Source organism: Mucilaginibacter sp. (assembly GCF_965201005.1).
GTDB lineage: Bacteria > Bacteroidota > Bacteroidia > Sphingobacteriales > Sphingobacteriaceae > Mucilaginibacter_A.
Genome location: NZ_OZ241747.1, coordinates 3,180,850 through 3,205,974, shown reverse-complemented (window position 1 = coordinate 3,205,974; position 25,125 = coordinate 3,180,850). Strand labels below are relative to the sequence as shown.

Below are 25,125 nucleotides of genomic sequence, written 5' to 3'. Positions count from 1 at the left end.
CCAAATCCGACTCTAAAATGCCCGGTTCAAGCGAAAACGATACTTCTTTTATCTATCAAAAACCTGTGCAAATTAAAATTGCCATAATTGGTTTGGGTTACGTTGGTTTGCCGCTGGCCGTTGCTTTTGCGGAAAAATTTGAAGTAATCGGGTTTGATATCAGCAGCAAAAGAATTGATGGTTTATTGACCGGTTTTGATCGCACCCGGGAAGTGGAACCTGCACATTTACAGGAAGTTTTGCTTCCGCATGGAAAACTTTTGTGCACTTCAGAAGCAGAAAAATTAAAAGATTGTAACGTTTTTATCGTGGCCGTGCCTACGCCGACAGATAAGCACAATCGCCCTGATTTAAGGCTGATAAAAGAAGCATCTGTGCTGGTTGGTGAGGCGTTGAAACCAGGCGGTTTGGTGATTTATGAATCCACTGTTTATCCCGGCGTTACCGAAGATGAATGTGTGCCGATCCTGGCCAAAACTTCCGGCTTGATCTTCAACAAAGATTTTTTTGCAGGATATTCTCCCGAAAGAATTAATCCAGGCGATAAAGAACATACTTTAACCAACATCAAAAAAATAACTTCCGGTTCTACCATTGAAACTGCGGTTTTTGTAGATGAGTTATATCGATCAATTGTTGTAGCCGGAACACACCTCGCGCCAAGTATTAAAGTGGCGGAAGCGGCAAAAGTGATTGAAAATTCGCAGCGCGATATCAACATTGCTTTTGTGAACGAACTGGCCAAAATTTTTAATTTGATGGGCATTGATACCGGCCAAGTTTTGGAAGCGGCCAGTACCAAATGGAATTTTTTGAAATTTAAGCCCGGTTTGGTCGGCGGCCATTGTACTGGTATCGACCCGTATTATCTGGCACAAAAAGCGCAGGAAGTTGGTTATCATCCGGAAATTATATTGGCCGGCCGCCGCTTAAACGATGGCATGGGCGCGTACATTGCTTCGGAAGTGATCAAGCTGATGGTGAAAAAAGATATTGCCGTTAAACGTGCTAAAATCCTGATTTTGGGTTTCACTTTTAAGGAAAATTGCCCTGATGTACGCAATACGCGCGTGATCGATATTATCCGTGTTTTCCAAGAGTTTGAAACTGATTTAGCGGTTTATGATCCTTGGGCCGATCCGGAAGAAGTGCAACAGGAATATGGTTTTGCCACTTTTAATCAGCCTGAACAATTAAAAAATAATTATGATGCCATTGTGCTTGCTGTTGCACATCAGGAATTTAAAGATTGGGATTTGAAAAATTTAAAAAGTAACAATGCCGTAATTTATGATGTAAAAGGAGTATTGCCTGCCGGTTTAACCGATGGCAGATTGTAAATACAACGTTTTTGCTGAAACTTTTTAGTTTTAATTGCATAAAAACTGATGATACTTCATATATGAAAAAATTATTGGTAACCGGCTCATCCGGTTTGATCGGTTCCGAAGTTTGCATTCATTTTGCTGATCTGGGCTGGGAAATCCACGGAATCGATAATAACCAGCGTGCGGTTTTTTTTGGGGCGAATGGTGATACGCGCTGGAACGAAAGCCGGTTAAAATCCCGCATTAAATCTTTTTTCCATCACGAACTGGATATTCGCGACCGCAAAGGCGTGATCGATCTGGTGGCCCAAATCCAACCAAACGCCATCGTGCATACAGCGGCGCAACCAAGCCATGATCGCGCGGCCGATATTCCTTTTGATGATTTTGATACGAATGCGGTTGGCACGTTTAATCTGCTGCAGGCGACGCGGCAATACAGTACCGAAATTCCGTTCGTTCACATGTCAACCAATAAAGTTTATGGTGATGCGCCAAACGAAATCGAAATGAAAGAACTGGAAAAACGCTGGGATTATGCTGATCCGAAATTTGAATATGGCATCCCCGAAAACTTCCGCATCGATCAAACCAAACATTCGCTTTTTGGGGCTTCCAAAGTTTCTGCGGATATTTCTGTGCAAGAATACGGCCGGTATTTTAATATGCCAACTGCTTGTTTGCGCGGTGGTTGCCTCACCGGGCCAAACCATACTGGCGTAGAATTGCATGGCTTTTTAAGTTATCTCATCAAATGTAATCTGGAAGAAAAACCATATACCGTTTTTGGTTACAAAGGGAAACAAGTCCGCGACAATATCCATTCTTACGACGTGGCACGTTTTATTGAAGAATTTATTGCCGCGCCGCGTGTGGCAGAAGTTTATAATCTGGGCGGTGGAAAAGATAACACCTGCTCAATTTGGGAAGCTTTTGACCTGATTTCCAACATCAGCGGAAAAGAAATGAAGTATAGTTACAGCGAAATCAACCGCATTGGTGATCATATTTGCTATTACAGTGACTTGCGGAAAATGAAAGCGCATTATCCCAACTGGCAAATTACCAAACCATTGGAAACTGTTTTTCAGGAAATTTATCAATCCTGGATCGAGCGGAACAAAACTTGAGAAAAAGCGGGATGCTTCTTTTACCAACAAAAAATTGGTTTGTCCGTTTAATTTCTGAACTAAAAAAATAATTCATCTTAAACAATAAACTTAAATCAATATGAAAAAAACAATCTTAAAAACAGTAGCTGTACTGATGATCGCAGCATTATTTTCTGCTTGTTCGTCCATGAAAGGCGGTTCAACCATTTCACGCGGAAAAATTTCTGGTAACTGGGGCATTACAAAAGTCAGTTTGGAAGGTTTGCTTGATGGCAGCGTGCAATCAGTTTTTAACACGGCTCCGTACACATGCTTTGAAAACAGTATCTGGAAACTAACCAACAGCGGAAATGGTTCTTTTACGATCAATAATCCTGGTTCTGGCTGCCCGGTTGGCACTACGCAAAATATTTACTGGTCGTTTTTAAATGGTACAAGCGGACCGGAATTTCAGTTTAAAAAGCTGTACGACAAAGATAAACCGAAGAATGTAGAAGAAGGTTACCGCTTGTTGGTTACAGCACAAACCGGCAACACCATGACGTTAAAATCGCCTGTTAACTATGGCGGCAAAACGGGTTACGTGGTTTATAATTTCGCGAAGCAATAAGTTAAAATATTTTTTTTTGAGGGCGATACTGTTTTTATACCGATAAAAACAGTATCGCTTTTTTGTTTAAAACTGAACCCGCACGCCCGCAAACCAATTACGCAACGGTGCGGCATTATAGTAACGCAAGCCAACCGCGTTCAAATCATTTCCTAAACTGTAATGCTGGTTCAGCAGGTTATCAATTCCGGTAAAAACATTTAAAATAGTTTTTCTGCCGAGTTTTTTGTTCCAGCCAATTTTGGTTTGAACAAGGTTGTAAGTCTTTGCAAAAGCCCTGTTGCCATCATCAAGCGGAATTTTGGAAGTATAATTATGCTGCAAAAAGAAGTACAAGCGTGCCGGGAAAGTCACGTTTAACTGGCTTACAGAAACCGTTGCCGGAACGCCTGTAAGTTTATTGCCCGAATAATTTGAAGCGGCATTAAAATAATCCCGGAAACGGAACTTGCTTAAAGTCAGGCTGTTGCTAACAGTTAAGCTTCTTAAAAAACCAGTAGTATTGTTTTGGATGATTTTTAAACTGGCCGAAGTTTCTAATCCGGCCTGATTGGTGCCGCCGGCATTCAGGTAAAATTCGGTTCCGTCATCATTCAATCTTCGCACAATTGCTTGGTTCAAACGGTAATAAAATAATGCCGCATCCAGGTTAAAACGGGCATTTGCACTTTGTTTGCGCAGGCCGATTTCGTAATTCCAACCTTTTTCTGCCTGCAAACTGGTGTTGATGATGTTACTACTCGGCCGAACTTCTGCAGTGGCCGGTGTAGAATAACCGCGACTAATGGTTGCACGCCAGGCAAAATCCCGGGTTAACTGATAAGATAAAGCCACACGCGGCATCAGCACCGGTTTAAAGCGATTGTTTCCGGCTGCAGAACTTACATCCGTAAAATCATATTGATAATTGTTCAAACTTAATGCTGTTTCTATGTGTATTTTTTTGATTAAAGTAGCAGCAAAACGTGTAAAATAAAAAGATTGTTTCGTCAGGATATTGCTGGCTGCCTGCAAGTTACCGCGGTTACCACGATTGTTGTCGTAATTGTTGATGTTGGACCGGGTTTGCTGCATTTCCGTGCCTAAATCCAAATTCCAGCTAAAATTATCCGCTTGTTTTTCCCTGCTGCTCAATTCAAAATAAGTGCGCAAACCGATGGTGTTTTCCAGCCGGACTTCCTCATTGGTGATAAAAGGGTTATCAAAGTTGGTGTGCGTTCCGTAAACTGCAAAAACATGTTTTAAGTTTGGCAGATAATAGGTTTCGTTGGAAATCCCGCCAAAAATCGTTTTGTTATAAACGGCTGCCTGCTGATCTGCCGCGCCGGGCAAAGTGGCCGTTGCCGGTCGTGCAGATTTTGGGTTGGCCAGATATTGCGCCAGCGTTAAACCGCCCGGCGTCTGGTATTTCAGATCTGAATAAAAAAACAAAGCTTTCAACTGTCCGTTCGGCGCGTACGTCCAGCTGTCGGAAGCTTGTACAAAATTTCGTTTTAAAGCACTGTTTTGCCGATAACCGTCTGCCTGTTGCCAGCTTTGGTTGATATTAAGCTGGTTGTTTTTCGATACTTCTTTTACCGCTATATTTTCGTGGTAACTGTTGTACGAACCGGCATCAAAACCAACCGAAGCCGAACTTTGCTGCTGCCGGTTGCCAAAAGGGTCAATCAAAACCACACCGTTGGAATTGGCACCGTACAAACTTCCGTCCGGCCCGCGCAAAATGTTGATGTTTTGGATCGAATTCAGGACCAGCAAGTTCAAATAGGTGTTTCCACCAGCATCCGTGAGCGGAAATTCATCCATATAAACCTTTACATTCCTCACCCCAAACGGCGAACGCAGCAAACTGCCACGGATTGACAGGCGGTAACTGCCCGGCGAACGCTCTTCCATCCGCACACCCGGAATGGTATTGACGGCCGGAACGAGTGAAAAATCGGGCTGCATTTGTAGTTGCTGAAAATTTATGGTGCCAACTGCCGCCGGCACGGTTAGCAAAGGCTGCTGACTGAGATAAGCTTTGATGGTTACTTCTGGCAGATTTTTTAAAGTATCGGTTTTTTGTGCCGAAACGAACCGGAAGCTTAATAAACCAACAAGAAGAAAGGTGTATTTTTTAGTCATAAAAACAAAAAACCGATGATTTGATCACACATAAATCATCCCGGAAGATGGCGCAGCAGCAAGCCGCAAAGTTATCCAAATGCTTCTTTTATGCCCTAAATTTTGTTATTAAACTGAAGGATATTTTATGTTCTTTCCATAAAAAACCAGTAAAACCAGTTTGCCAAAAAAATGCCGGTTGTGCAAAATATGCCAATCCTTTAGCTTTTAAAACGAAAGGTTAAATCCTAAAGCAGTTTTGCCATAAACAGCATTAAGCGCAGCCCGGGCCACACTAATTTTTATCTGTTTGTGCTTATGCTGATGTAATGAAGAAGCAGCTATTTATCCGCAAAGTTTGTTTTGAGAGCCTGGTTTGCCGGTTTTATAGCGGTAAAAGAAGCATCTGTCTAAATTAAAACCCTGCCCCGGACTTCTTTAGAAATTTCCTGCGTAACTTTAACAATGTCTTCTGCAATTTGCGTATTGTTGACTACAACCTTATCGCAAACCAGTTTATATGGCAGCAAATATTCCTTGTAAGCAGGCATTACGTGGTTGCTCCATTTGTAGCGCACATCTTCTTCAGAATATCCGCGTTCCAGCAAATCGCGTTTTAAACGGCGGTGCAGTGCAATTTCTTCTTCACTGTCGATGAAAATCCTCATGTCCAGTATTTCGGCCAGCTCCCTAAAATGTAAGATAAACAAACCTTCGATAATAATCACCGGGGCAGATTTGATCTCCAGCATCTTGGGCACAGCAGCCGCATTGTTAAATGTATATTCCTTTTTGTAAACGGTTTGATGGTTCAAAAGCTTTTGCGCATCGGCCATAAATGCTTCGGCATCAATGGTTTTTGGCAGATCAAAATTGTACAGTTTATTTTCTTCGGCCGTCATCCCTTCTGCAACCGGGATATAATAATCATCCTGCGAAATCAAACAGACCTCCTCCGCAGAAAAATGCTTTAAAAAACAGTTCAAAAAAAAGGTTTTGCCAGATCCGCTTCCGCCCGCAATACCAATTACATAAGGTTTATTCATTTGGGTTCGGGCTGCCGTAACTCATTGTTACATAAAACCGTTTGTCTATCGCCCCTAACGATTGCGCTACGTCTTTCGTCATCACCACAATTGCATCTTTGTTGGTCTCGTTCTCGGTAAAACTGCCCACCACTTTGGCAAAAGTAGTTTTATTGGTGTTTGGGTTGGTAATGCGGATAATTGTACCAATCGGGGCCGTGCGGTGCAGCACATACTTCTTTTTCGGGTCTAAATTCGGGTCGTCAACCCAAACAGCAGCCCCTTTTTCGTTTTTTTCGGTAAGGCCGTAACGGTTATTAGGCAAGCGGCGGTTAGAACTGTCAGATGAATTAGTCATACGCACAGAATCTTTCCGCAACGTATTGTCCCGTGCCACAGTAGTGTTTTCTATCGGGGGCGACGCAATTACCGGTGCAGGTGCCGGGGGTTCTTCCCGTTTGATGCGTAGAATCTGTCCGGCAGAAAGGTTGCTGCTTTTTAAATTATTGTAGCTGATGATATCATCCACCTTAACCTGAAAACGGCGCGAAATGGCATAAAGCGTTTCCCCGGCCGAAACCTTGTACTGTGTATATTCCGGCGAAGTGCTGTTTGCTGGCAAATTATCTGCAACCGTTGTACTGGTTTTTTGCGGAGAAGGGTTTGGTGTTGATGCTGTTTTTACCGGTGAAGAATTGGTGTTGAACGGACGATCGGTCGGCACTTTTATGATCGCACCGATTTGCATTTTGGCATTGTTGTTAAAGTCAATAATGTCTTTCGGCCGCACATTATAACGCCTCGCGATCGAGTAATAATTGTCTTTTGGGTCGAGTTTGTGCAGGATGATCATCTTGCCGTTCTGGTTTTCTATGCCTACAGAATCTGCCAGCGGTTTTGCAAAAACTGATGTTGAAACCGTAAAAACAAGCACAACACACAGATATTTGATTTTTATCATTTTTTAATTCCTAATTGAGGGTTAAAACTTTCAGGATATTTTTGTTTTTCAGGTAGATCAAATAATTATTGACTATCATAAACGCTTCGGGCTGCAACTTTTGTATCTGCCCGTTCAATAAATCCTGATAAACAATTTCTTCGTTTTCCAGGATGAAAAGCAGCTGTTGCAAAACGCCGTTTTTTTGCGTGTGCAAAGATATAATTAAGTACGGGTTATGGTTTAAACAGCTAATTTCCCCTGCAATTTCACCCAAAATTATTTCAGACAAAATTTTAGGTGCTAAAAGAAGCATTAGCGGATTTTGTATTTGCTGGATATCTTTCTGCAACTGATCTGGTTTTTGCAAAACCCGGCCGGTTTGATAATCCAGCAAAACCGTTTTTTTGGTTTGAAACCGCTGATCGGCAGCCAGCAAACCGGCTTTGGTAAATGCTTCTGCCGATAAATTATAATCCGCCCAAACCTGCTTCCCTGAAAAAGCATCTAACGCAATCAGCGCTTTATGTTCCGGGCTTTGTGCCGAAAAATAACCATGTAAAAACAGCATTCCGCTGCGTGCGCCTTCCATCCCGATCAGCCATTTTTCCTCCAAAACCAAATCCGTAAAATAATTTTCGCCAGTTTTTAGGCTGAAGGAAGAAAATGCGGCCGTTTGGTTTTCCTGATCCCTGGTTTCAACAAAAATAAGTTCCCGCGCTGCATCAACCTCCAGCTTCCAGACCAGGCCGGAAAACTGATGGTTGACAACCGGTACAAAATCCATTGGCATAACCGCAAAATAGCTGATAAATTTTGATTTCCCCTGCCTTAAAAACAATCTTAAAAGCGGCGGGTTTATGGTAAAAATTAAATTATGAAAGCAGAAGCAATAAGTTTAGAAGAAAAAGAAATCCGTCCGGTCGTAGATCATTTGAATGATCTGCTGGCCAATTATCATATCCATTACCAAAAAATCCGCGGTTGCCACTGGAACGTAAAAGGCCGCCAGTTTTTTACTTTACACGTAAAATTTGAAGAACTTTACACCGTTGCCTTGACTACAATTGACGAATTGGCGGAACGCATATTGACTTTGGGCAAACCGCCGTTCAGCACTTTTCATGATTATATTGAAACTTCCCGCATCAAAGAAGTGCAAACCATTGGCATGAACGACAACGATATGGTGAAAGCTTTGGTGGATGATATGGCGATTTTGATTGAATTGGAACGTGAAATTTTAGATGTTACAGATGATGCCAATGATGACGGGACCAATGACATGGTAAACCGGTTTATGCAATATCTGGAAAAAAATACCTGGATGCTGCGTTCGTTTTTGAATCAGGATTAATCAGGTATTAGGTTAAAAGCATCAGGTTTTGGCCTGATCTTACAACAAATCAATTTTAAAAAACCTCGTTTGTGATAAGCAAACGAGGTTTTTGATTTTACACCGATAAAAACAGTATCACTCTGTAACCACTGCGCCGCCTTTATAAAGTTGTTTTTGGTATTTGAGCGAAGGCGATTTGATGAATTCGCCTAAACCGAGACGCGGCCACATTTCGTCCACTTTTTCAATAACTTCGGTAGTGTTTGTCAGGATATTTGGCCAGTCACGTTCAAAACCGTCCAGTTCCTTGGTTTTCCGTGTGCCATCAAAACCGATGTGGGAAAGGCTTTGGTTGTTCTTGGATTTGATTATAAAAGCATCACGTTTCGGGTCGATGTTGTTTGAAAAACGCCAAACAGCATCTCCGGTATCCGAAATATCGATAGTATGATCTAAATAAATCACCACTTTAACTTCGTCCAGCAAGCCTTGTTTAAACAGGTTTCGGTTGAGGTTTTCTATTTGTTCCGGTTCAGTTTTTTCTACGGAAATAAATACCAGCGAAATACCCAGTTGCAACAGCGTATCGTTAATATCCGCAATGGCCGGATTTTGAATTTTTATCGCTTCTTTGTTTAATGCCGATGCTGTTTTTATCGATACTTTTTCTTCAGTCCTCAGTTCTTCAGGTAATTTTTTAGTCGCATCGATGCCCATTTTCCCGCCAAAAGAAGCTTTGGAGCAGGAATGATCGAGCACATCCATCGGCCCGGAAGTGAATATAAAATCCTGCTGCGGGTCAACATTTTCAGAAATGTAACGTGCAACTTCGGCATTGTTGTGGATATTTACGTCTTCATCCACAATCACAATCATTTTGGTAAACATCATTTGCCCGGCACCCCAAAGCGAGTTCATTACTTTCATGGCTTGTCCGGGATAATCTTTTTTGATTTTTACAATGGCCAGGTTATGGAACACGCCTTCCATCGGCAGCACCATATCTACAATTTCGGGCACCATGGTCATTTTTATCGGGGCGAGGAAAATGCGTTCCGTAGCTTTACCAATCCAGGCATCTTCCTGCGGCGGAATGCCCACAATCGTTGCCGGATAGACCGCGTTTTTTCGGTGCGTAATAGCGGTAATATGGAATTTCGGATACCAGTCGGCCAGCGAATAATAACCGGTATGGTCGCCGAAAGGGCCTTCCCAAATGTAATCTTCTTCCGGGTCAACATAACCTTCGATGATAAAATCCGCATCCGCCGGTACTTGCACGTCTTGTGTTAAACATTGCACCAGTTCTACTTTTTTCTTCCGCAGAAAACCGGCCAGCATATATTCGTCTATCCCATCCGGAAGTGGAGCAGTTGCAGCATAAGTATAAACCGGATCGCCGCCTAAAGCCACAGCAACCGGCATTTTTTGCCCTAATTTTTTATATTCCTGGAAGTGGCGCGCAGAAACTTTGTGTTTATGCCAGTGCATACCGGTTAATTTTGGCTCAAAAACCTGCATCCGGTACATGCCCACATTTCTAATTCCGGTGAGCGGATCTTTAGTATGAATAACTGGCAGCGTGATAAACGGACCGCCATCTTCCGGCCAGCAGGTTAAAACCGGCAGTTTGGTAATGTCCGGGTTTTGCATCACCACTTCCTGACAAGCACCTTTGCCGGAAATGGTTTTAGGCATCCAGGAAGAAATCTGACCTAACTTTGGCAGCATTTTCAGCTTATCCAAAATACTGTCTTTCGGGCCAGTCAGGGTTTTAAACAAACCTTCAATTTCTTTGGAAATATCATCCATCGACTCCACGCCCAGAGCCATGCACATCCGTTTGTAGTTGCCCATTGAATTGATCAAAACCGGAAAATCATACCCTGTATTTTCAAACAGTAAAGCCGGGCCGTATTGCTTGGAAACACGGTCTGTTATCTCTGTGATTTCCAATTTTGGGTCAACTTTTTCTTTGATCCGAATTAATTCCCCGGCTTTTTCAAGTGTTTCTATAAAGTGCTGAAGGTTTTTATATGCCATGATTTTGTACTTACAGCTAAGTTGAAGTTTATTGCTGATACTTCTTTTATGGCATAAAAAAAGCCGCTGTTTTTTACAGCGACTTTACATTCAAATTTTATAGTGCTTAAAAACGCATCCCCAAAGTTAGGAAAGCATTATTGTAAGTGTTTTTCAAATTTGCAGCCGGGCTAACTTCATTGACAATTTTCGGATCAAACTCATAAGGATAAACCGTTGTGTTATGGGTAACATATTGATAAGTAGCATCAACATAATATTTACCAAAACGATAACCAATACCTGCACTACTAATTTTTACAGGGCTACCAATCCCAACTTGTGGGTTTCCCTGATAATTGAAACCACCTCTGATAAAGAAATCCTCCAACTTAGCTTCAGCACCAACACGCGCATTTACAGTTGATTTATAAAGGGTTGATAGGTTGAAATTATCCTGATCTTTACCATCATAATCTCCGCCTAAGTGCATACCCTTATAATCTACGTATTCTACATCACCTGAAATAAAACCATATTTACCAACAAATACAGCTACACCACCGCTTGCTTTTAATGGTGTGCGTAAATTATAATTTGTTTGATAAGGTTGATCATTGCCATTTGAGTAGGTCTTTTCTTGCGCATATGCTGTTTGCAGACCTTCTACATAATTATCTTGAATTGTCATCCATGTTGGGCTAGTAAAAGTAGCACCGATACGAACGGCTTCAACAGGTTTATAAATGAAACCGACTTTTGCATTAAAACCAGTGCCTATGGTAGCCTGATCTTGATAAAACTGAGATGCAAACCCAGTGTAAGTATTTGTTCCGTTGATTGGAATCAATGCCGTGCCTGTTTCACCAAAAGTTCTTGTGGTGTTATACCTTAAACTTGTAATACCGATACCAAAACCAAGATATAATTTATTGCTATAATTAGCACCACCAGCTAAACTAAATTCAGATTGACCTCCGCTTGAAATTGCATTGTTAATTTGGTTGTTATTTTTAGATGTTACATTAGACTGGAAACCACCAGTAGGGGTGCCAATTAATTTTTGCGTGTTTGCCCAATCTTGTAATGTTCCGCTTGCACTATTACCGTATTTATTATATTCTCTAATATCTTCCTGCAAATAATAATCAGAGATAGAACCATTTGGGTTTATTCCTGAGTAATATTCATTTCTATAAAAGTTATTGGTACGGCTATAAGAAGCACCCAAGTTAAAACTTAGCCAGCCTTGTGTTTTATCGCGGCCACGAGGCGTGCTCAAACGGTTGTAAAAGACTACAGAAGCATTATTTAGATTAACCTGATTTTTACCACTGTAATTACTTTGGCCAAAATAGGACGAATTAACCTTAGAATTGTCAAATTCCGGAGTAACACTTAATTCTGATTTAGTAAAAAAACCAATACCAGCCGGGTTACCGCTTACCGAACTTAAATCACCACCAACTGCAGTAGAAGCACCACCAATGGCTTTAATACGAGAAGTAGCACCAGTTTGTGTTTGTGAAAAACGAAAAGCGTCACTGCTAAAAACAGATTGGCCATAGGAAACCTGAGAGGCCGCTACTATAGCGACCCCTGTTAAGGCATATTTTAAATTCATATTATTTTTTAGAAAAGAGAAGAGTGAGATTTTTATCCCCTACCTGGACGGCCACTGCTAACACGGCCACCACCGCCTCCTCCAAAGCCACCACCCATAGATGAAGGTGCATTGTAAGTAGGAAAAGAACGTTCTGTTTGGGGGGCAACTTGTCTAGTAGGTTGCTGGTTTTGTGGATTATAAGTCCGGTTACTGTTATTATTATAGATATTTCCGGCGCGGCCAGTACTAACACCAGGAATATAACTCCTTCTATTAGTTACAGAACTACCGTTTCTCATAACATTGCCATAAGCAGCATTCGGGTTGCCAGTTCCTCGGGAAGGTCTGCCGTTAGTGGTTACCGTTCCATAAGAAGAATACAAACCTCCATACCCATAACCGCCAAGACCGTAGCCATAACCGCCACCATAATAAGAATAAGGCGAGTAATAAGAGTATGGTGAATAAATTGAATATGGAGAATAACCATACAAAGAACCCAAGCCATAACCTAATCCCAAGCCTAAACCTGTACCATAATACGAGTTATAGAAACCATCGTAAGCAAACGGGGAATAACTGCCAAAGCGGTTGATACGTGAAGCATAATTGTCATAATAGCCATCATTACGGTAAGAGCGGTCATTGCTGGCATATTCTACCGCATCACCTGCTTTCGCTTTTGAGAAATACACATCGTCATTGTAATCTTTCTGCTGAGCGGCAAATTTATTAGTTGAACAAGCTCCTAACACCACCATGCTCGCCATTGCAATCCCTTTTAAGATCTTCGTTTTCATTATATCAATTTGTTAAAGTGTAAAAGTTTATAATAGCTATAAATTTATAAATTTGGATTCAAAATCAAGCAAAATATTTATGTCAAAATTCGTTCCATTTTATGAGTAAAAGTATTATTAGTAAAGACGAAGATTATTCGCAATGGTTTAATGAATTAGTAATAAAATCTGATTTAGCCGAACATTCTGCCGTTCGGGGCTGTATGGTGATCAAACCTTACGGCTATTCTATCTGGGAAAAAATGCAAGCTGCCCTGGATCAGATGTTTAAAGATACAGGCCACAGTAACGCTTATTTTCCGTTGTTTATCCCAAAATCTTTTTTTTCTAAAGAAGCCAGTCATGTAGAAGGTTTTGCCAAAGAATGTGCCGTTGTAACGCATTACCGTCTTAAAAACGATGCAGACGGAAACGTGGTGGTTGATGAAGATGCCAAGCTGGAAGAAGAGCTGATTGTACGGCCTACATCCGAAACAATTATCTGGAACACTTATCGCGGCTGGATCCAATCCTATCGTGACCTGCCGCTGCTGATCAACCAGTGGGCAAACGTTGTCCGTTGGGAAATGCGCACCCGTTTATTTTTACGCACCACAGAATTTTTGTGGCAGGAAGGGCACACGGCACACGCAACCGCCGAAGAAGCCATTGCCGAAACCGAACAAATGTTAAATGTATATGCTGATTTTGCCGAAAACTGGCTTGCTTTGCCGGTTATAAAAGGAAGAAAAACAGCAAATGAGCGTTTTGCCGGAGCTTTAGACACGTATTGTATCGAAGCGTTAATGCAGGATGGGAAAGCCTTGCAAGCCGGAACATCGCATTTTCTCGGACAAAATTTTGCTAAAGCTTTTGATGTGAAATTTTCGGACAGAGAAAACAAACTGGATTATGTTTGGGCAACTTCCTGGGGCGTTTCTACCCGTTTGATGGGCGCGCTGGTAATGGCACATTCTGATGATGCTGGATTGGTTTTGCCACCCAAATTAGCTCCGATACAGGTTGTAGTTGTGCCGATTTATAAACATCAGGAAGAATTGGAAAATATATCTGCCTTTGTGGCAGAACTCACAAAAAACCTGCGTAAAAGAAGCATCAGCATCAAATTTGATAACCGCGACACGCAACGTCCTGGTTTTAAATTTGCCGAATATGAGTTAAAAGGTGTGCCATTGCGTGTAGCTATTGGCAGCCGGGATATGAACAATGGAACAGTTGAACTGGCCCGCCGCGATACTAAAATCAAAGAAACCGTTCCGCAGGAAGGTTTAGCAGATCGGATTGAAACTTTACTGGAAGAAATCCAGCAAAACATCTACCAGAAAGCATTGAAATTCCGCGATGAAAACATCACCAAAGTAGATACTTACGAAGAATTTAAACGTTTGCTGGATGAAAAACCGGGCTTTTTATCAGCGCATTGGGACGGAACCAGCGAAACAGAGCAACGCATTAAAGAGGAAACCAAAGCAACGATCCGCTGCATCCCGTTAAATAATCCGCAGGAAGACGGCGCTTGCATCCTCAGCGGGAAACCTTCTAAAGAAAGGGTTTTATTTGCAAGGGCATATTAGATCGGTTGTGGGTTGCCGGTTGTCAGTCAATGCTTCTTTTATCGGCATAAAATTGGTAACAGAACCCGCAACTAACAACTCAAAGCTGACATAAGTCAATGCTTCTTTTATCAATATAAAATCATCAATTTAAAAAATAACCTTCATTAAGCCCCTCTCCACCGGAGAGGGGTTGGGGTGAGGCTCTTAAAAATTATGAAATTCGCAACAAAAGCCATACATGCAGGCCAGGAACCTGACCCAACAACCGGTGCCGTGATGACGCCGATTTACCAGACTTCTACCTACTGGCAAAAATCGCCGGGCGATAATAAGGGTTACGAGTATTCGCGCGGAACAAACCCAACCCGCAAAGCTTTGGAAGATTGTTTGGCTGCGCTGGAAAATGGCAAATTTGGCTTAGCTTTTTCCAGCGGAATGGGTGCAACGGATGCGGTTATGAAAATCCTTCGTCCGGGCGATGAGGTGATTACCGGGAACGATCTTTACGGCGGATCGTACCGCATGTTCACCAAACTATACGCGCCTTATGGTATCAAATTTCATTTTATTGATTTGGGTAATCCGGAAAATATCAAACCATATATCAACCAAAATACAAAACTGATCTGGGTAGAAACGCCAACTAATCCAACAATGCAAATTGTTGATCTATCAGCGGTTGCCAAAATATCCAAAGAAAATAAACTGCTTTTAGCGGTAGATAATACTTTTGCTTCACCATATTTACAAAACCCGCTGGATTTAGGTGCCGATATCGTAATGCATTCGGTCACTAAATATCTGGGCGGCCATTCAGACGTGGTGATGGGCGCGCTGATTATGAACGATGAAAAGCTGTATAAAGATTTGTTTTTTATCTATAATGCAACCGGCGCAACGCCTGGTCCGCAGGATAGTTTCTTGGTTTTACGCGGCATCAAAACACTGCATTTGCGCATGAAAGCGCATTGCGAAAACGGAAGGCAGATTGCAGCTTTCCTAAAAGATCATCCAAAAGTTGATAAAGTTTACTGGCCCGGTTTCCCGGATCATCCAAACCACGAAATCGCTAAAAAACAAATGCGCGATTTCGGCGGCATGATTTCTTTCACCCTAAAAGAAGCATCGCTGCAGGAAACTTTTCGCGTGGCATCTTCTTTTAAAGTTTTTACTTTGGCCGAATCACTGGGCGGTGTAGAATCGTTGGTCAATCATCCGGTTACGATGACGCACGCTTCCATTCCAAAAGCAGAGCGGGACAAAGTTGGCGTAACCGATAATTTGCTGCGTTTAAGCGTTGGTGTGGAAGATATTGAAGATTTATTGGAGGATTTGAAGCAGGTTTTGAGTTGATGAATGCTTCTTTTATCGCATGTTTTTCGTCATTCAGGCTAATTTAAATAATACTTTCAGTTTATTGTTCAAATCAAAAAGTTCAGGTTGGGTTAGCCTTTCTAAAAGTCCTTTTGCTAATGTTTTGTCTATCGTAGCAATTTTACTTGTCCGAATGAGCGATTGTTTTTTGAGCCCATTTGCAAAATTGGGCAATAGCAATACATCTGTAATTTCCTGCCATTGAATTTGTGTTGTGATAAAGCAAACCATTAAATCAAGATAGGTATTTGCTAAAATTACAGCCGGACGTAATTTACTTCCGCTTAAATCAGTAAATGGAAAGGTGATCAATACAATATCACCTTTAATCATTGCTATAAATTTCTTTTAAATCTGATGCGGAATAAAGTTCTTCTTCCGTATTTAAAAAATCAAAAGTTTTACTTCCGGCTGTAAGTTGTTGAATTCCAGCTGTTAATTGTTGTTCTTCATAACGTTTTATAACAAATGCTGCAAAGGAAGATATTTCCTCGGCTTTGTCTTCCGGAAGCTGATTAATAGCTTTTACGGTTTCTTCGATAATCGCTTGTTTGCTCATATTTGAAAAGTTTAAATTCAAATATAAACAATTTGAATAATTGAGTAATTAGCCAAACGCTTCTTTTAAAATCAAAACGTAAATCTACTTTTGTTCGATGCTCTCTAACCTCCAGCTCTTCCTCGATGCCAAAGTAATTCAATACAACCAACCAAATTTTATTGAAAACGATCCAATCGTCATTCCGCATCAATTTCAAAAAAGACAAGACATTGAAATTATGGGTTTTTTTGCAGCGGTTTTAGCTTGGGGACAACGGAAAACGATCATCCATAAATGCCAGGAACTGATCGAACGGATGGACAATTCGCCTTTCGATTTCATCCAAAACCATCAGGAAATCGATTTGAAAGCATTGCTGGGTTTTAAGCACCGGACATTTAACGATACCGATCTACTATATTTTATTTCGTTTTTCCGGCAGCATTATCAACACTATAATTCTTTGGAGGATGCTTTTTTTATCGGTATAAATTCATCAACTGAAGAAATGCTGAACCATTTCCGGAATTATTTTTTTTCGTTGCCGGATTTTCCGCGGCGCACGGTCAAACATGTTTCTTCCCCGCAGCAAAAATCGACTTGCAAACGCTTAAATATGTTTTTGCGTTGGATGGTTCGGAAAGATCAAAATGGCGTTGATTTTGGAATCTGGCAAAAAATAAAACCAGCAAATTTAATTTGTCCCTGCGATTTGCATGTGGACCGCGTGGCTCGAAAGTTGAAATTGATTACACGAAAACAAACCGACTGGCAAACCGCTTTGGAATTGACCGCAAAACTACGTGGATTTGATCCGCAAGATCCGGCAAAATACGATTTCGCTTTGTTTGGTTTAGGAATTGAAGAACGCTGGGGCGAAGGTTTCGACCTTACAAAAATGGACTTTGATTGATGCGGATTTTCCTTTTATCTTTAACCAACTAATTTTTAACCGATGAAATATACTTCTTTTATCCCTGTTTTTTTGTTGTTTGCTTCTTTGTTTATGTTGAAAAACCCGGCTTCGGCACAAGTTAGCCCAACGGTTGACCATATTACCGTTTATGTGGTGGATTTGCAGAAAAGCAGTGATTTCTACAAAAATGTAATGCTGCTGAAAGAAATCCCCGAGCCTTTCCACGATCAGCGGCATGTATGGCTGCGCATCGGTCCGCATACGCAATTGCATATTGTAAAAGGTGCCAAAGAAATCATGAAGCATGACATCAATGTTCACCTGGCTTTTACCGTGCCGGTGATCGAGGATTTTGCTGCGCACCTGGATAAAATGAACATTAAATACGGCAATTGGAAAGGAACCAGCAAATCGCCGGAATTGCGGCCGGACGGCGTAAAACAAATTTATTTCCAAGACCCGGACAATAACTGGATCGAAGTGAATACGGACCGATTTTAGAGGAAGATGAAGGAGCGAAGAGCGGGAAAACAAACAAGTGGATTCAAAATTTAGGCTGATAAAAGAAGTATTGGTCGTTTTGTCATATCGATCCGCAGGAAAAAATATTCTTTCACCAACACCAGTAATCCTTTAAAGAAGATCCCTCTTTCATTGGAATGACAGCACGCTAAATTTAAGTAGATAAACTAAAAAAAGGTTGATAAAAGAAGCATATTGCAATTAGCAATGCTTCTTTTATCAACCTTTTTAATGAAAATTATTTGCTGCCTACAACTGGTTTTGCTATGGCGGCAGATACCGGTTTGGCGTTTTTCACATATTTATCCAGCCACTGGTTTTGCTCCCAAAGTTTGTGCAGCAGGTTTTCTTTGCCGCGATAACCGTGCGCTTCGTAAGGCAGATACACAAAACGGACTGTTCCGCCTAAACCTTTTATGGCCGCAAACAAGCGTTCGCTGTTGATAGGGAAAGTGCCCGGATTGTCATCCGCATCACCATGGATCAGCAGTATCGGCGTTTTGATTTTATCTGCAAAACTAAACGGGCTCATATCGTAATACAGCTTCGGGTCGTCCCAGTAAGTCCGTTCTTCATTCTGGAAACCAAACGGCGTTAACGTGCGGTTGTAAGCACCGCTTTCAGCCAGTCCGGCTTTAAATAAATTGGTGTGGGCCAGTAAGTTGGCCGTCATAAATGCACCGTAACTATGGCCGCCGACAGCTATGCGGTTCCGGTCGCCAACGCCCATTTCGGCTAATTTGTTGATCGCTGCTTCGGCATTCAACTGCAACTGTTGTACAAAAGTGTCGTTCGGCTTTTTGCCGTCTTTGGCTACAATTGGCATTTCTGCGTTGTCTAAAACAGCGTAACCATTGGTCACAAAGAAAACCGGACTGCCGCCACCAATCGTTGTAAACCGATTGGCAGAACCGCGGACCTGGGCCGCATCGGCGGCAGAATTAAACTCGCGCGGATAAGCCCAGATCAAAACCGGCAGCGGCCCGTCTTTGGCTTTGTCATAACCGGCTGGCAGGTACAGATCGCCGGTCAAATCCACGCCATCGCTTCTTTTATAGGTGATTTTTTGCTTGCTCACGCCAGCCAATTGCGGGTATGGGTTGGTAAAATTGGTGATTGGGCGGTCGGCAATTCTCAGCATTAAATCTTTCAAAAAATAATTCGGTACTTCTTTTTGCGATTCTTTTCGGGTGATCAAAGTTAATTTATTGGGGTCGATCACATCTACCACAAACTCGTACGTCCCTTCTGCGCAACGCCAGATAATCTCATTTTGCCTGGTTGTTAAATCAAATTTGGCCAGAAAAGGCAAATCGCCTTTGGCTGAGGAACCGATGGTATTGTTCATCAAAATCTTAGTCCCGTTGTCTATAGTTTGGATAACCTGGCGGCCAAACTTGTTTTTTTCGGTAACCGGGTCTCCGGGATCGCTGTAGGCATCGGTTTGGTTGCGTTCCAATAGTTTTTCCAAGCTTCCCGTGCTGCTGTTGTATCGGCTGATCCTTTCAGTTTGTTTCGAACGCAAACCTTCGGAAACCAAAGCCACCGTAGCATTGCCCCAGGTAACGCCGCGAAAGCGCAATTGTGTTTTGAACAACTCTTTTGGAGAACCTGTAAAAGGTGCATCCAAGGCATAAACCGCATCATGAAAATCAACTTTTCTTTTGATCAAACCGCTGTCTAAAGGTTGCGCCCAAGTGATGGTTGCGGGTTCGTCATCACGCCAGTCAAAACCGCGCGGCACGTTTTGCGTGTTGTCATAACCGGAAGGCGTTGCTTCCCGGGAAGGCAGTTCTGCTAATACTTTCAACGTTTTTCCGCTCAAATCTGCTATGGTTATTGTGGAAGGAAAACCGGCAGCCGTAACTAAATAAGAAAAAGGTTTGCGGATGCTGCGTTCCATCAAATACTTTTTATCGGGGGAAATACTGACCGACGTATAAATTGCCGGTTTGCCAATAGTTGTTTCCAGTCCGTTTCTATTGCGCACCAATTGTGTGGTGGCGTAAAACTCGAACAGTTGCTCATCGTACGGCGATTTGATCAAATCTTCATACGTAGCACTTGGCGCGGTTTTGCCAAGGCTTTGTTGTACGGTCGGCCCTTTTGGCATCAGCGGTTTTGCCGGTGCCGCGCTTGCCGGTTTAACCGTGGTGCGGTAAACTACGGTGTTATTGTCTTCCCAGGTGATGCCGCTGCCTAAAACGATGTTCAGCGGTTTTTTGTTGATTTTTGCCGCCTTATGCGTGGCTACATCAATTTCATACAGGTCAACGCCGTTCGCATTGGTTTGGGTAAAAACAATCTTTTTCTCGTCCGGGCTCCAAACCGGGCCGCTTGCCAGCATGGGCGAAGGCAAGCCGCTAACCGGGAAAGTTTGTCCGGTTTTAATGTTTTTGAGCGTAAAATTATTGGCTACCAAAAACTGTCGGCTTGGTGCAAAGTTGTTTGGGTTGATGCGCAAACCGGCAATGCGCAGTTCTGGCCGCGCCAGTTCTTCCACAGAAGGGTAGGAGTTGCGGTCGATCAGCAGCATCCAATCGGCCTTGCTGTCTACACTTACCGTTGGCGTTGGTTTGGCCAAAAGTAAATCGGCCATGGCTTTTGGCGGCATTTGGTAGGTAACTGCGTCTTGTGCTTTGGCACTGCAAACGGCCAGCAGCAGCAATAAATTGAGTATCGTTCTTTTCATTTTTTTGTTTGATTTCCCTGCCCTAAAAATTATAATTTTTTTCTGATGTTTATGTAATAATTTTAATAGAAAAGAAATAAGCTGTCGTTAACTAAATTTATGTGGTAAAAGAAGCATCAATTATATGGTCGAACTAACCGCAACATTACAACAGTTTGCAGAAAAAGGCGAAAAAACCGGCTGGACTTATCTTAAAATTCCTGCTGCAATTGCCCGCGAAATCAAACCGGATACCAAAGTAAGTTTTAGGGTGAAAGGCTTTTTGGACGAGGTTGCCATCAGCGGTTTAGCTTTAGTGCCAATGGGCGAAGGCAACTTTATTTTGCCTGTAAAAACAGCATTGCGCAAAGCCATCCGAAAAGAAAAAGGCGCAATAGTGAAAATGCAATTAGAGCTCGATACGGATTTTAAAATAGAAATGCCCGATGATCTGGCCGAATGTTTCGCCGACGAACCGGCATCTTTGCAATATTTTGAAACCTTGCCCAAATCGCACCAGCATTATTATTTTAAGTGGATAAACGAAGCCAAAACAGATTTTACCCGAGCCAAAAGGATTGCCGCAACTTTGGATGCCGCCAACCAAAAAATGAGTTATGGCGAAATGATCAGGGCGATGAAAAGGTAAGTGGTAAAAATTTTACTTGGCTACGTAAAGCTTAAACTCATCAATAATAATTTTGATTACTGCTAAAAAGTAGAGCAAATATCCTGTTAACAAAGTTGTAAAAATGACTGGGTATTCTACAATGATAATTTCATAAAATTTCAGTTTCAAAGGTATTAAGCAGCAAAATATAAATACCATCCGATAACAAGGGGAAATTATTTTCACGATATTAATATCGCGCAACGACTTTCTCTTGTCGCCGGTATAAAATCCAATGAAAAATGTCCTTACCCAGTTTATTGCAAATAATAGTGTTGCCGCAAGCGGAAATGCTAAGATTAATGTTGGGTTACCAATAATATTTACATGTATTGTAAAATAGTAACAAGCAAAAAATATCAGGAAGGTAGAAAGGATATTTGGAAATTTAAAATTTGCTTTTATATAGTTTAAAAGTTGATGTGACAGTTCGCTAAGTGAGTTTTTCTGATGTGATCTTTCCAATTCCATCAAACCTTTTCCTCCACCAAAATCATGATTTAAAATATTATTCACAGTATTTTGAAACCGTTCCTTTTCAGGTTTTTCTTCCACTGCACTTAAAATATGATCATAAACCTCGTCAATCGTTTCCCGGTATTTTAAAATATCTGATAGATACTCTTTTAAAATTTCCCCTTGCTGTAAAGTTGGTTTCATGAGAAATTTGGTTTTAAGTTTAAAATCATTTGCAGCTGATTGATAAAATCCTGTGCTTCTTTTAGCTGTGTTTTTGCGCCGTTTTGGCCTTCTGTAGTTAAGCGGTAATATTTTCTGATACGATTGTCAACCGTTTGCGTGTGCGTTTCCAGCAAACCTTCTGCCTCCAGTTTATGTAAAGCCGGGTACAAAGCACCTTGCGTGAGCACAATTTTATCGCCGGTGATTTCTTTTACTTTTTGGGTGATTTCGTAGCCGTACATTTCTGCTTTGTTTTCCAGCAGTTTCAGGATGATGGTTTGCAGCGTGCCTTTTAAAAGCGAACTTGAATTCATTTGGCACGAATATATAATAAAAAGGGCATAGGTAAGAAAACTACACATATTGATTTTACCTGATCTTTAAAACGGCAAACCAAATCATTTCGCGAAATTTGCGGCAATGACAAACGAATCAATTTCAACATCAACCCAAACCGAAGATACCATTGTTGCCTTGTCCACCGCCAACGGATTTGGTGCCATTGCAGTCATCCGGCTTTCCGGTCTGCAAGCCATCGAAATTGCCAATGCTGTTTTTAGGGGTAAAAATTTGGAAAAGCAGGCATCGCACACGCTTCATTTCGGACAAATTGCGGATGGGGAAATAGTTTTGGATGACGTAGTGGTTGCTTTGTTTATCGCCCCAAAATCTTACACCAAAGAAGATGTGGTGGAAATAAGTTGTCATGGTTCGCCGTATATTGTGCAGGCCATTATCAAATTATTGCTGCAAACTGGGGCACGCGCGGCCAAACCCGGCGAGTTTACGCTGCGCGCTTTTTTAAACGGACAATTGGATCTTTCTCAGGCTGAAGCAGTTGCGGATTTGATTGCTTCGGATTCTAAAGCTTCGCACCAGATTGCGATGCAGCAATTGCGCGGCGGTTTTAGCAGTCAGTTGCAGGTTTTGCGCGAGAAGCTGGTCAATTTTGCTTCGCTGATAGAACTGGAACTGGATTTCGGGGAAGAAGATGTAGAATTTGCCAACCGCGATCAGCTAAAAAACTTGATCCTGGAAATCAACAAAGTTATTTTTGAACTGATCCGTTCTTTTGAGTTGGGCAACGTAATTAAACAAGGCGTTAACACGGTCATCGCCGGAAGGCCGAACGCCGGAAAATCTACTTTATTAAATGCTTTGCTAAATGAAGACCGCGCCATCATCAGCGAAATCCCCGGAACCACGCGCGATACGATTGAAGAAATTTTGAACATCAGCGGCGTTAATTTCCGTTTGATTGATACAGCCGGCATCCGTGAAGCAACCGATACGATTGAAGCGATTGGCGTACAAAAAACAATGGATAAAATCAGCACTTCCGCTTTGCTGGTTTATGTTTTTGATGTGAATGAACTTTCTGAAACTGACCTGCAAACCGATCTGGAAAAACTGCAGCGCGAAGGTATGCCGATTATTGCGGCAGCCAATAAAGTAGATTTAGCCGGTAAAAACAGTATTCATTTTAATTCTTCGGATGAAATAAAATTTTTAGAAATTTCTGCCAAAGAAAAACAGCATATCGATGAACTTAAAACGCTGATTTACAATACCGCCATACAAGGCAGGCTAACCGGCGAAGAAACCGTTATCACCAATATCCGCCATTTGGAAGCATTAAAACGAACCAACGAGGCTTTGAAACGCGTGCTTTACGGCATGGAAAATCCCGTTACTTCTGATTTTTTGGCGATGGACATCAAACAGGCTTTGTATTATCTGGGCGAAATTACCGGTGCCGTTACAACGGATGATCTGCTGGAGAATATTTTCAGCAAGTTTTGTATTGGTAAGTAAATCAAAGATAAATCGCAGTAGCTTATTCAGCAGGAGTTGTTTTAAAAATTTGTAACTAACAAGATAAATTATTCAAGAAAGTTAATTTTAACGACAGGAAAGTTTTTATTTGGTATTTATACTTTTAAAAACAGTTATGATTAAACACCTGTGCTTTTGGCAAACTGTATCAATTTTGTAACATGGCCGAAAAAAGCATTTCCCCAAACCTGCTGAAAACCAAACAGCATTATGAAATTTTAGATGGCCTTAGAGGTATTGCAGCGGTAGCCGTTGTGCTGTTTCACTTTATGGAAATCGCTGTTCCGGATTATGGCAAAAGCTTTATTGCGCACGCCTATCTTGCTGTTGATTTCTTTTTTTGCCTGTCGGGCTTTGTTATTGCCTATGCGTACGATCAGAAACTGGAAAAAATCGGTATAATTAAATTTTTCAAGCTTCGCCTTATCCGTTTGCATCCGCTGGTGATCATCGGTTCGGTCATCGGTTTGCTGGCCTTTGTGTTCGATCCTTATAGTAACCTTTTCGAGGTATATTCCGGCAAAACGTTCCTGATGTTTTTGGCATCCTGCCTGATGGTTCCTTACCCGCTGGTGCACGAACGTTATTTTAATCTTTTCCATCTCAATCCGCCTGCATGGTCTCTGTTTTGGGAGTATATCGCAAATATTGGTTATGCGCTGGTTTTAGTAAAGCTGCGTAAAAAAATATTATGGATTTTGACCATTCTTGCGGCAATTGCCTTATGTTTAGAAGCATACAGGGCTGGTTACCTGGCTGTTGGCTGGGGTGGCAATACATTTATCGGGGGTGCCATCAGGGTTGGGTTTTCATTTTTGATGGGGATATTGATTTACCGTTCCAACTGGATTTTTACCTCAAAACTTGGTTTTTTAACGATTGGCTGCTTCCTGCTGCTAACATTTATTGTCCCTTTTTCAGAAAAAACAAGCCCGTTTGTAGATCCGCTGATCGTTATCCTGGTTTTTCCGTTGTTGGTTGGGTTTGGTGCAGGTGCGCAGCTTAAACCGGCTTTTAAATCTGTTTGCAGGTTTTCCGGTGCTGTTTCGTACCCGCTTTACATGGTTCATTATCCTTTTATCTGGCTGTTTATGAGCTGGGCAGAATCAGCAAAGCCAACCTTAAACCAGATGACTGTTGTTATCATAATTAGTATCCCGTTGTTGGTTGCGTTTGCTTATGCCATTTTAATCTGGGTTGATGAACCTGTCCGTCAATACTTTAAATTAAAAATTGGAAAACCTGTTGCTAAGCGAACCGAACAGTTCTCCGGATAAAACATTTAATATTTCCGGCCAAAAAGCCTGAAAACCAGAATGCCGGGTTTTTTAGATTTTTAATGATTTTTTCTCCGCAGCAACAAGCAGGAAAACATTAAAATTGAAACAACTTTTGGTTGATTTTTAATCGACAATGCTTCTTTTATGCCCTTAAATTTTACTTTTTCGATTTTATGCCGATAAAAGAAGC

23 protein-coding genes are annotated in these 25,125 nt (G+C 41.7%); 11 read left to right on the top strand and 12 right to left on the bottom strand.

Translation table 11 applies throughout. From position 1 onward, the window contains the following. Positions 1 to 17: 17 nt before the first annotated feature. The 3 genes from ACOFKR_RS14635 to ACOFKR_RS14625 all read left to right on the top strand — a co-directional run bounded on the left by ACOFKR_RS14635 (position 18) and on the right by ACOFKR_RS14625 (position 3,050). Positions 18 to 1,340, top strand: coding sequence for a nucleotide sugar dehydrogenase (locus ACOFKR_RS14635; protein ID WP_419801549.1), 1,323 nt, complete (start codon positions 18 to 20; stop codon positions 1,338 to 1,340). Positions 1,341 to 1,402: 62 nt separating this feature from the next. Beyond that, complete coding sequence (locus ACOFKR_RS14630; RefSeq protein WP_419801548.1) at positions 1,403 to 2,458, top strand: NAD-dependent epimerase/dehydratase family protein; 1,056 nt, start codon at positions 1,403 to 1,405, stop codon at positions 2,456 to 2,458. 100 nt (positions 2,459 to 2,558) lie between these two features. Then, positions 2,559 to 3,050, top strand: coding sequence for a hypothetical protein (locus ACOFKR_RS14625; RefSeq protein WP_419801547.1), 492 nt, complete (start codon positions 2,559 to 2,561; stop codon positions 3,048 to 3,050). Positions 3,051 to 3,116: 66 nt separating this feature from the next. Here ACOFKR_RS14625 and ACOFKR_RS14620 read toward each other — a convergent pair whose 3' ends face one another. The 4 genes from ACOFKR_RS14620 to ACOFKR_RS14605 all read right to left on the bottom strand — a co-directional run bounded on the left by ACOFKR_RS14620 (position 3,117) and on the right by ACOFKR_RS14605 (position 7,914). Further along, a complete protein-coding gene (locus tag ACOFKR_RS14620; protein WP_419801546.1) occupies positions 3,117 to 5,177 on the bottom strand; it encodes a TonB-dependent receptor in 2,061 nt (686 codons plus the stop codon). A gap of 389 nt (positions 5,178 to 5,566) precedes the next feature. Beyond that, positions 5,567 to 6,202, bottom strand: coding sequence for a uridine kinase family protein (locus ACOFKR_RS14615; RefSeq protein WP_419801545.1), 636 nt, complete (start codon positions 6,200 to 6,202; stop codon positions 5,567 to 5,569). Then, positions 6,195 to 7,142, bottom strand: a complete 948-nt coding sequence (locus tag ACOFKR_RS14610) for a DPBB and LysM peptidoglycan-binding domain-containing protein (protein WP_419801544.1) — start codon at positions 7,140 to 7,142, stop codon at positions 6,195 to 6,197. The genes ACOFKR_RS14615 and ACOFKR_RS14610 overlap by 8 nt, the downstream gene beginning before the upstream one ends. Positions 7,143 to 7,152: 10 nt before the next feature. Beyond that, positions 7,153 to 7,914, bottom strand: coding sequence for a DUF4905 domain-containing protein (locus ACOFKR_RS14605; protein WP_419801543.1), 762 nt, complete (start codon positions 7,912 to 7,914; stop codon positions 7,153 to 7,155). An 84-nt stretch (positions 7,915 to 7,998) separates the two neighbouring features. Between ACOFKR_RS14605 and ACOFKR_RS14600 the strand changes: the two genes are divergently transcribed. After that, complete coding sequence (locus ACOFKR_RS14600; RefSeq protein WP_419801542.1) at positions 7,999 to 8,478, top strand: Dps family protein; 480 nt, start codon at positions 7,999 to 8,001, stop codon at positions 8,476 to 8,478. 117 nt (positions 8,479 to 8,595) lie between these two features. Here ACOFKR_RS14600 and ACOFKR_RS14595 read toward each other — a convergent pair whose 3' ends face one another. The 3 genes from ACOFKR_RS14595 to ACOFKR_RS14585 all read right to left on the bottom strand — a co-directional run bounded on the left by ACOFKR_RS14595 (position 8,596) and on the right by ACOFKR_RS14585 (position 12,849). Continuing rightward, positions 8,596 to 10,503 (bottom strand): menaquinone biosynthesis decarboxylase, encoded by a 1,908-nt coding sequence (locus tag ACOFKR_RS14595; RefSeq protein WP_419801541.1) that lies wholly within the window; start codon positions 10,501 to 10,503, stop codon positions 8,596 to 8,598. Between the two features lie 106 nt (positions 10,504 to 10,609). After that, positions 10,610 to 12,106 carry an OmpP1/FadL family transporter gene (locus ACOFKR_RS14590; RefSeq protein WP_419801540.1) on the bottom strand — a complete coding sequence of 499 codons (1,497 nt, stop codon included), beginning with the start codon at positions 12,104 to 12,106 and terminating at the stop codon, positions 10,610 to 10,612. A 32-nt stretch (positions 12,107 to 12,138) separates the two neighbouring features. Then, the gene (locus ACOFKR_RS14585; protein ID WP_419801539.1) at positions 12,139 to 12,849 is read right to left on the bottom strand and encodes a hypothetical protein; all 711 of its coding nucleotides are present in this window, start codon (positions 12,847 to 12,849) and stop codon (positions 12,139 to 12,141) included. A 140-nt stretch (positions 12,850 to 12,989) separates the two neighbouring features. Between ACOFKR_RS14585 and proS the strand changes: the two genes are divergently transcribed. Both proS and ACOFKR_RS14575 read left to right on the top strand, forming a co-directional pair. Continuing rightward, complete coding sequence (gene proS / locus ACOFKR_RS14580) at positions 12,990 to 14,462, top strand: proline--tRNA ligase (RefSeq protein ID WP_419801538.1); 1,473 nt, start codon at positions 12,990 to 12,992, stop codon at positions 14,460 to 14,462. Positions 14,463 to 14,657: 195 nt separating this feature from the next. Beyond that, positions 14,658 to 15,797, top strand: coding sequence for a cystathionine gamma-synthase (locus tag ACOFKR_RS14575; RefSeq protein WP_419801537.1), 1,140 nt, complete (start codon positions 14,658 to 14,660; stop codon positions 15,795 to 15,797). A 33-nt stretch (positions 15,798 to 15,830) separates the two neighbouring features. Here the strand turns inward: ACOFKR_RS14575 and ACOFKR_RS14570 are convergent, their stop codons facing one another. Continuing rightward, complete coding sequence (locus tag ACOFKR_RS14570) at positions 15,831 to 16,151, bottom strand: type II toxin-antitoxin system PemK/MazF family toxin (protein ID WP_419801536.1); 321 nt, start codon at positions 16,149 to 16,151, stop codon at positions 15,831 to 15,833. Beyond that, on the bottom strand, positions 16,144 to 16,377 hold the full coding sequence (locus ACOFKR_RS14565) for a hypothetical protein (protein WP_419801535.1): 234 nt from the start codon (positions 16,375 to 16,377) through the stop codon (positions 16,144 to 16,146). The genes ACOFKR_RS14570 and ACOFKR_RS14565 overlap by 8 nt, the downstream gene beginning before the upstream one ends. A 97-nt stretch (positions 16,378 to 16,474) precedes the next feature. On the opposite strand from ACOFKR_RS14565, the gene ACOFKR_RS14560 reads away from it, so the two are divergent. Both ACOFKR_RS14560 and ACOFKR_RS14555 read left to right on the top strand, forming a co-directional pair. Next, on the top strand, positions 16,475 to 17,272 hold the full coding sequence (locus ACOFKR_RS14560) for a TIGR02757 family protein (protein ID WP_419801534.1): 798 nt from the start codon (positions 16,475 to 16,477) through the stop codon (positions 17,270 to 17,272). 42 nt (positions 17,273 to 17,314) lie between these two features. Beyond that, on the top strand, positions 17,315 to 17,776 hold the full coding sequence (locus tag ACOFKR_RS14555; RefSeq protein WP_419801533.1) for a VOC family protein: 462 nt from the start codon (positions 17,315 to 17,317) through the stop codon (positions 17,774 to 17,776). A gap of 259 nt (positions 17,777 to 18,035) precedes the next feature. Here the strand turns inward: ACOFKR_RS14555 and ACOFKR_RS14550 are convergent, their stop codons facing one another. Continuing rightward, positions 18,036 to 20,489 (bottom strand): prolyl oligopeptidase family serine peptidase, encoded by a 2,454-nt coding sequence (locus ACOFKR_RS14550; RefSeq protein ID WP_419801532.1) that lies wholly within the window; start codon positions 20,487 to 20,489, stop codon positions 18,036 to 18,038. Between the two features lie 124 nt (positions 20,490 to 20,613). Between ACOFKR_RS14550 and ACOFKR_RS14545 the strand changes: the two genes are divergently transcribed. Continuing rightward, positions 20,614 to 21,117 carry a YdeI/OmpD-associated family protein gene (locus tag ACOFKR_RS14545; protein WP_419801531.1) on the top strand — a complete coding sequence of 168 codons (504 nt, stop codon included), beginning with the start codon at positions 20,614 to 20,616 and terminating at the stop codon, positions 21,115 to 21,117. A gap of 12 nt (positions 21,118 to 21,129) precedes the next feature. Here ACOFKR_RS14545 and ACOFKR_RS14540 read toward each other — a convergent pair whose 3' ends face one another. Continuing rightward, positions 21,130 to 21,798, bottom strand: a complete 669-nt coding sequence (locus ACOFKR_RS14540) for a hypothetical protein (RefSeq protein WP_419801530.1) — start codon at positions 21,796 to 21,798, stop codon at positions 21,130 to 21,132. Then, positions 21,795 to 22,133: a PadR family transcriptional regulator gene (locus ACOFKR_RS14535; RefSeq protein ID WP_419801529.1), complete on the bottom strand. Its 339-nt coding sequence runs from the start codon at positions 22,131 to 22,133 to the stop codon at positions 21,795 to 21,797. Before ACOFKR_RS14535 ends, ACOFKR_RS14540 begins: the two co-directional genes overlap by 4 nt. Positions 22,134 to 22,239: 106 nt before the next feature. On the opposite strand from ACOFKR_RS14535, the gene mnmE reads away from it, so the two are divergent. Beyond that, positions 22,240 to 23,634 carry a tRNA uridine-5-carboxymethylaminomethyl(34) synthesis GTPase MnmE gene (gene mnmE, locus ACOFKR_RS14530; protein ID WP_419801528.1) on the top strand — a complete coding sequence of 465 codons (1,395 nt, stop codon included), beginning with the start codon at positions 22,240 to 22,242 and terminating at the stop codon, positions 23,632 to 23,634. Positions 23,635 to 23,816: 182 nt separating this feature from the next. Next, positions 23,817 to 24,932, top strand: a complete 1,116-nt coding sequence (locus tag ACOFKR_RS14525; protein WP_419801527.1) for an acyltransferase family protein — start codon at positions 23,817 to 23,819, stop codon at positions 24,930 to 24,932. The last annotated feature ends 193 nt before the right edge of the window (positions 24,933 to 25,125 follow it).

Coding starts and splice junctions, on each gene's coding strand:
- ACOFKR_RS14585 (WP_419801539.1), bottom strand. CDS start 12,849: ATGGTGGTGTTAGGAGCTTGTTCAACTAATAAATTTGCCGCTCAGCAG.
- ACOFKR_RS14605 (WP_419801543.1), bottom strand. CDS start 7,914: ATGCCAATGGATTTTGTACCGGTTGTCAACCATCAGTTTTCCGGCCTG.
- ACOFKR_RS14550 (WP_419801532.1), bottom strand. CDS start 20,489: ATGAAAAGAACGATACTCAATTTATTGCTGCTGCTGGCCGTTTGCAGT.
- ACOFKR_RS14575 (WP_419801537.1), top strand. CDS start 14,658: ATGAAATTCGCAACAAAAGCCATACATGCAGGCCAGGAACCTGACCCA.
- ACOFKR_RS14565 (WP_419801535.1), bottom strand. CDS start 16,377: ATGAGCAAACAAGCGATTATCGAAGAAACCGTAAAAGCTATTAATCAG.
- ACOFKR_RS14595 (WP_419801541.1), bottom strand. CDS start 10,503: ATGGCATATAAAAACCTTCAGCACTTTATAGAAACACTTGAAAAAGCC.
- ACOFKR_RS14555 (WP_419801533.1), top strand. CDS start 17,315: ATGAAATATACTTCTTTTATCCCTGTTTTTTTGTTGTTTGCTTCTTTG.
- mnmE (WP_419801528.1), top strand. CDS start 22,240: ATGACAAACGAATCAATTTCAACATCAACCCAAACCGAAGATACCATT.
- proS (WP_419801538.1), top strand. CDS start 12,990: ATGAGTAAAAGTATTATTAGTAAAGACGAAGATTATTCGCAATGGTTT.
- ACOFKR_RS14540 (WP_419801530.1), bottom strand. CDS start 21,798: ATGAAACCAACTTTACAGCAAGGGGAAATTTTAAAAGAGTATCTATCA.
- ACOFKR_RS14535 (WP_419801529.1), bottom strand. CDS start 22,133: ATGAATTCAAGTTCGCTTTTAAAAGGCACGCTGCAAACCATCATCCTG.
- ACOFKR_RS14630 (WP_419801548.1), top strand. CDS start 1,403: ATGAAAAAATTATTGGTAACCGGCTCATCCGGTTTGATCGGTTCCGAA.
- ACOFKR_RS14570 (WP_419801536.1), bottom strand. CDS start 16,151: ATGATTAAAGGTGATATTGTATTGATCACCTTTCCATTTACTGATTTA.
- ACOFKR_RS14590 (WP_419801540.1), bottom strand. CDS start 12,106: ATGAATTTAAAATATGCCTTAACAGGGGTCGCTATAGTAGCGGCCTCT.
- ACOFKR_RS14615 (WP_419801545.1), bottom strand. CDS start 6,202: ATGAATAAACCTTATGTAATTGGTATTGCGGGCGGAAGCGGATCTGGC.
- ACOFKR_RS14545 (WP_419801531.1), top strand. CDS start 20,614: ATGGTCGAACTAACCGCAACATTACAACAGTTTGCAGAAAAAGGCGAA.
- ACOFKR_RS14635 (WP_419801549.1), top strand. CDS start 18: ATGCCCGGTTCAAGCGAAAACGATACTTCTTTTATCTATCAAAAACCT.
- ACOFKR_RS14620 (WP_419801546.1), bottom strand. CDS start 5,177: ATGACTAAAAAATACACCTTTCTTCTTGTTGGTTTATTAAGCTTCCGG.
- ACOFKR_RS14610 (WP_419801544.1), bottom strand. CDS start 7,142: ATGATAAAAATCAAATATCTGTGTGTTGTGCTTGTTTTTACGGTTTCA.
- ACOFKR_RS14625 (WP_419801547.1), top strand. CDS start 2,559: ATGAAAAAAACAATCTTAAAAACAGTAGCTGTACTGATGATCGCAGCA.
- ACOFKR_RS14600 (WP_419801542.1), top strand. CDS start 7,999: ATGAAAGCAGAAGCAATAAGTTTAGAAGAAAAAGAAATCCGTCCGGTC.
- ACOFKR_RS14560 (WP_419801534.1), top strand. CDS start 16,475: ATGCTCTCTAACCTCCAGCTCTTCCTCGATGCCAAAGTAATTCAATAC.
- ACOFKR_RS14525 (WP_419801527.1), top strand. CDS start 23,817: ATGGCCGAAAAAAGCATTTCCCCAAACCTGCTGAAAACCAAACAGCAT.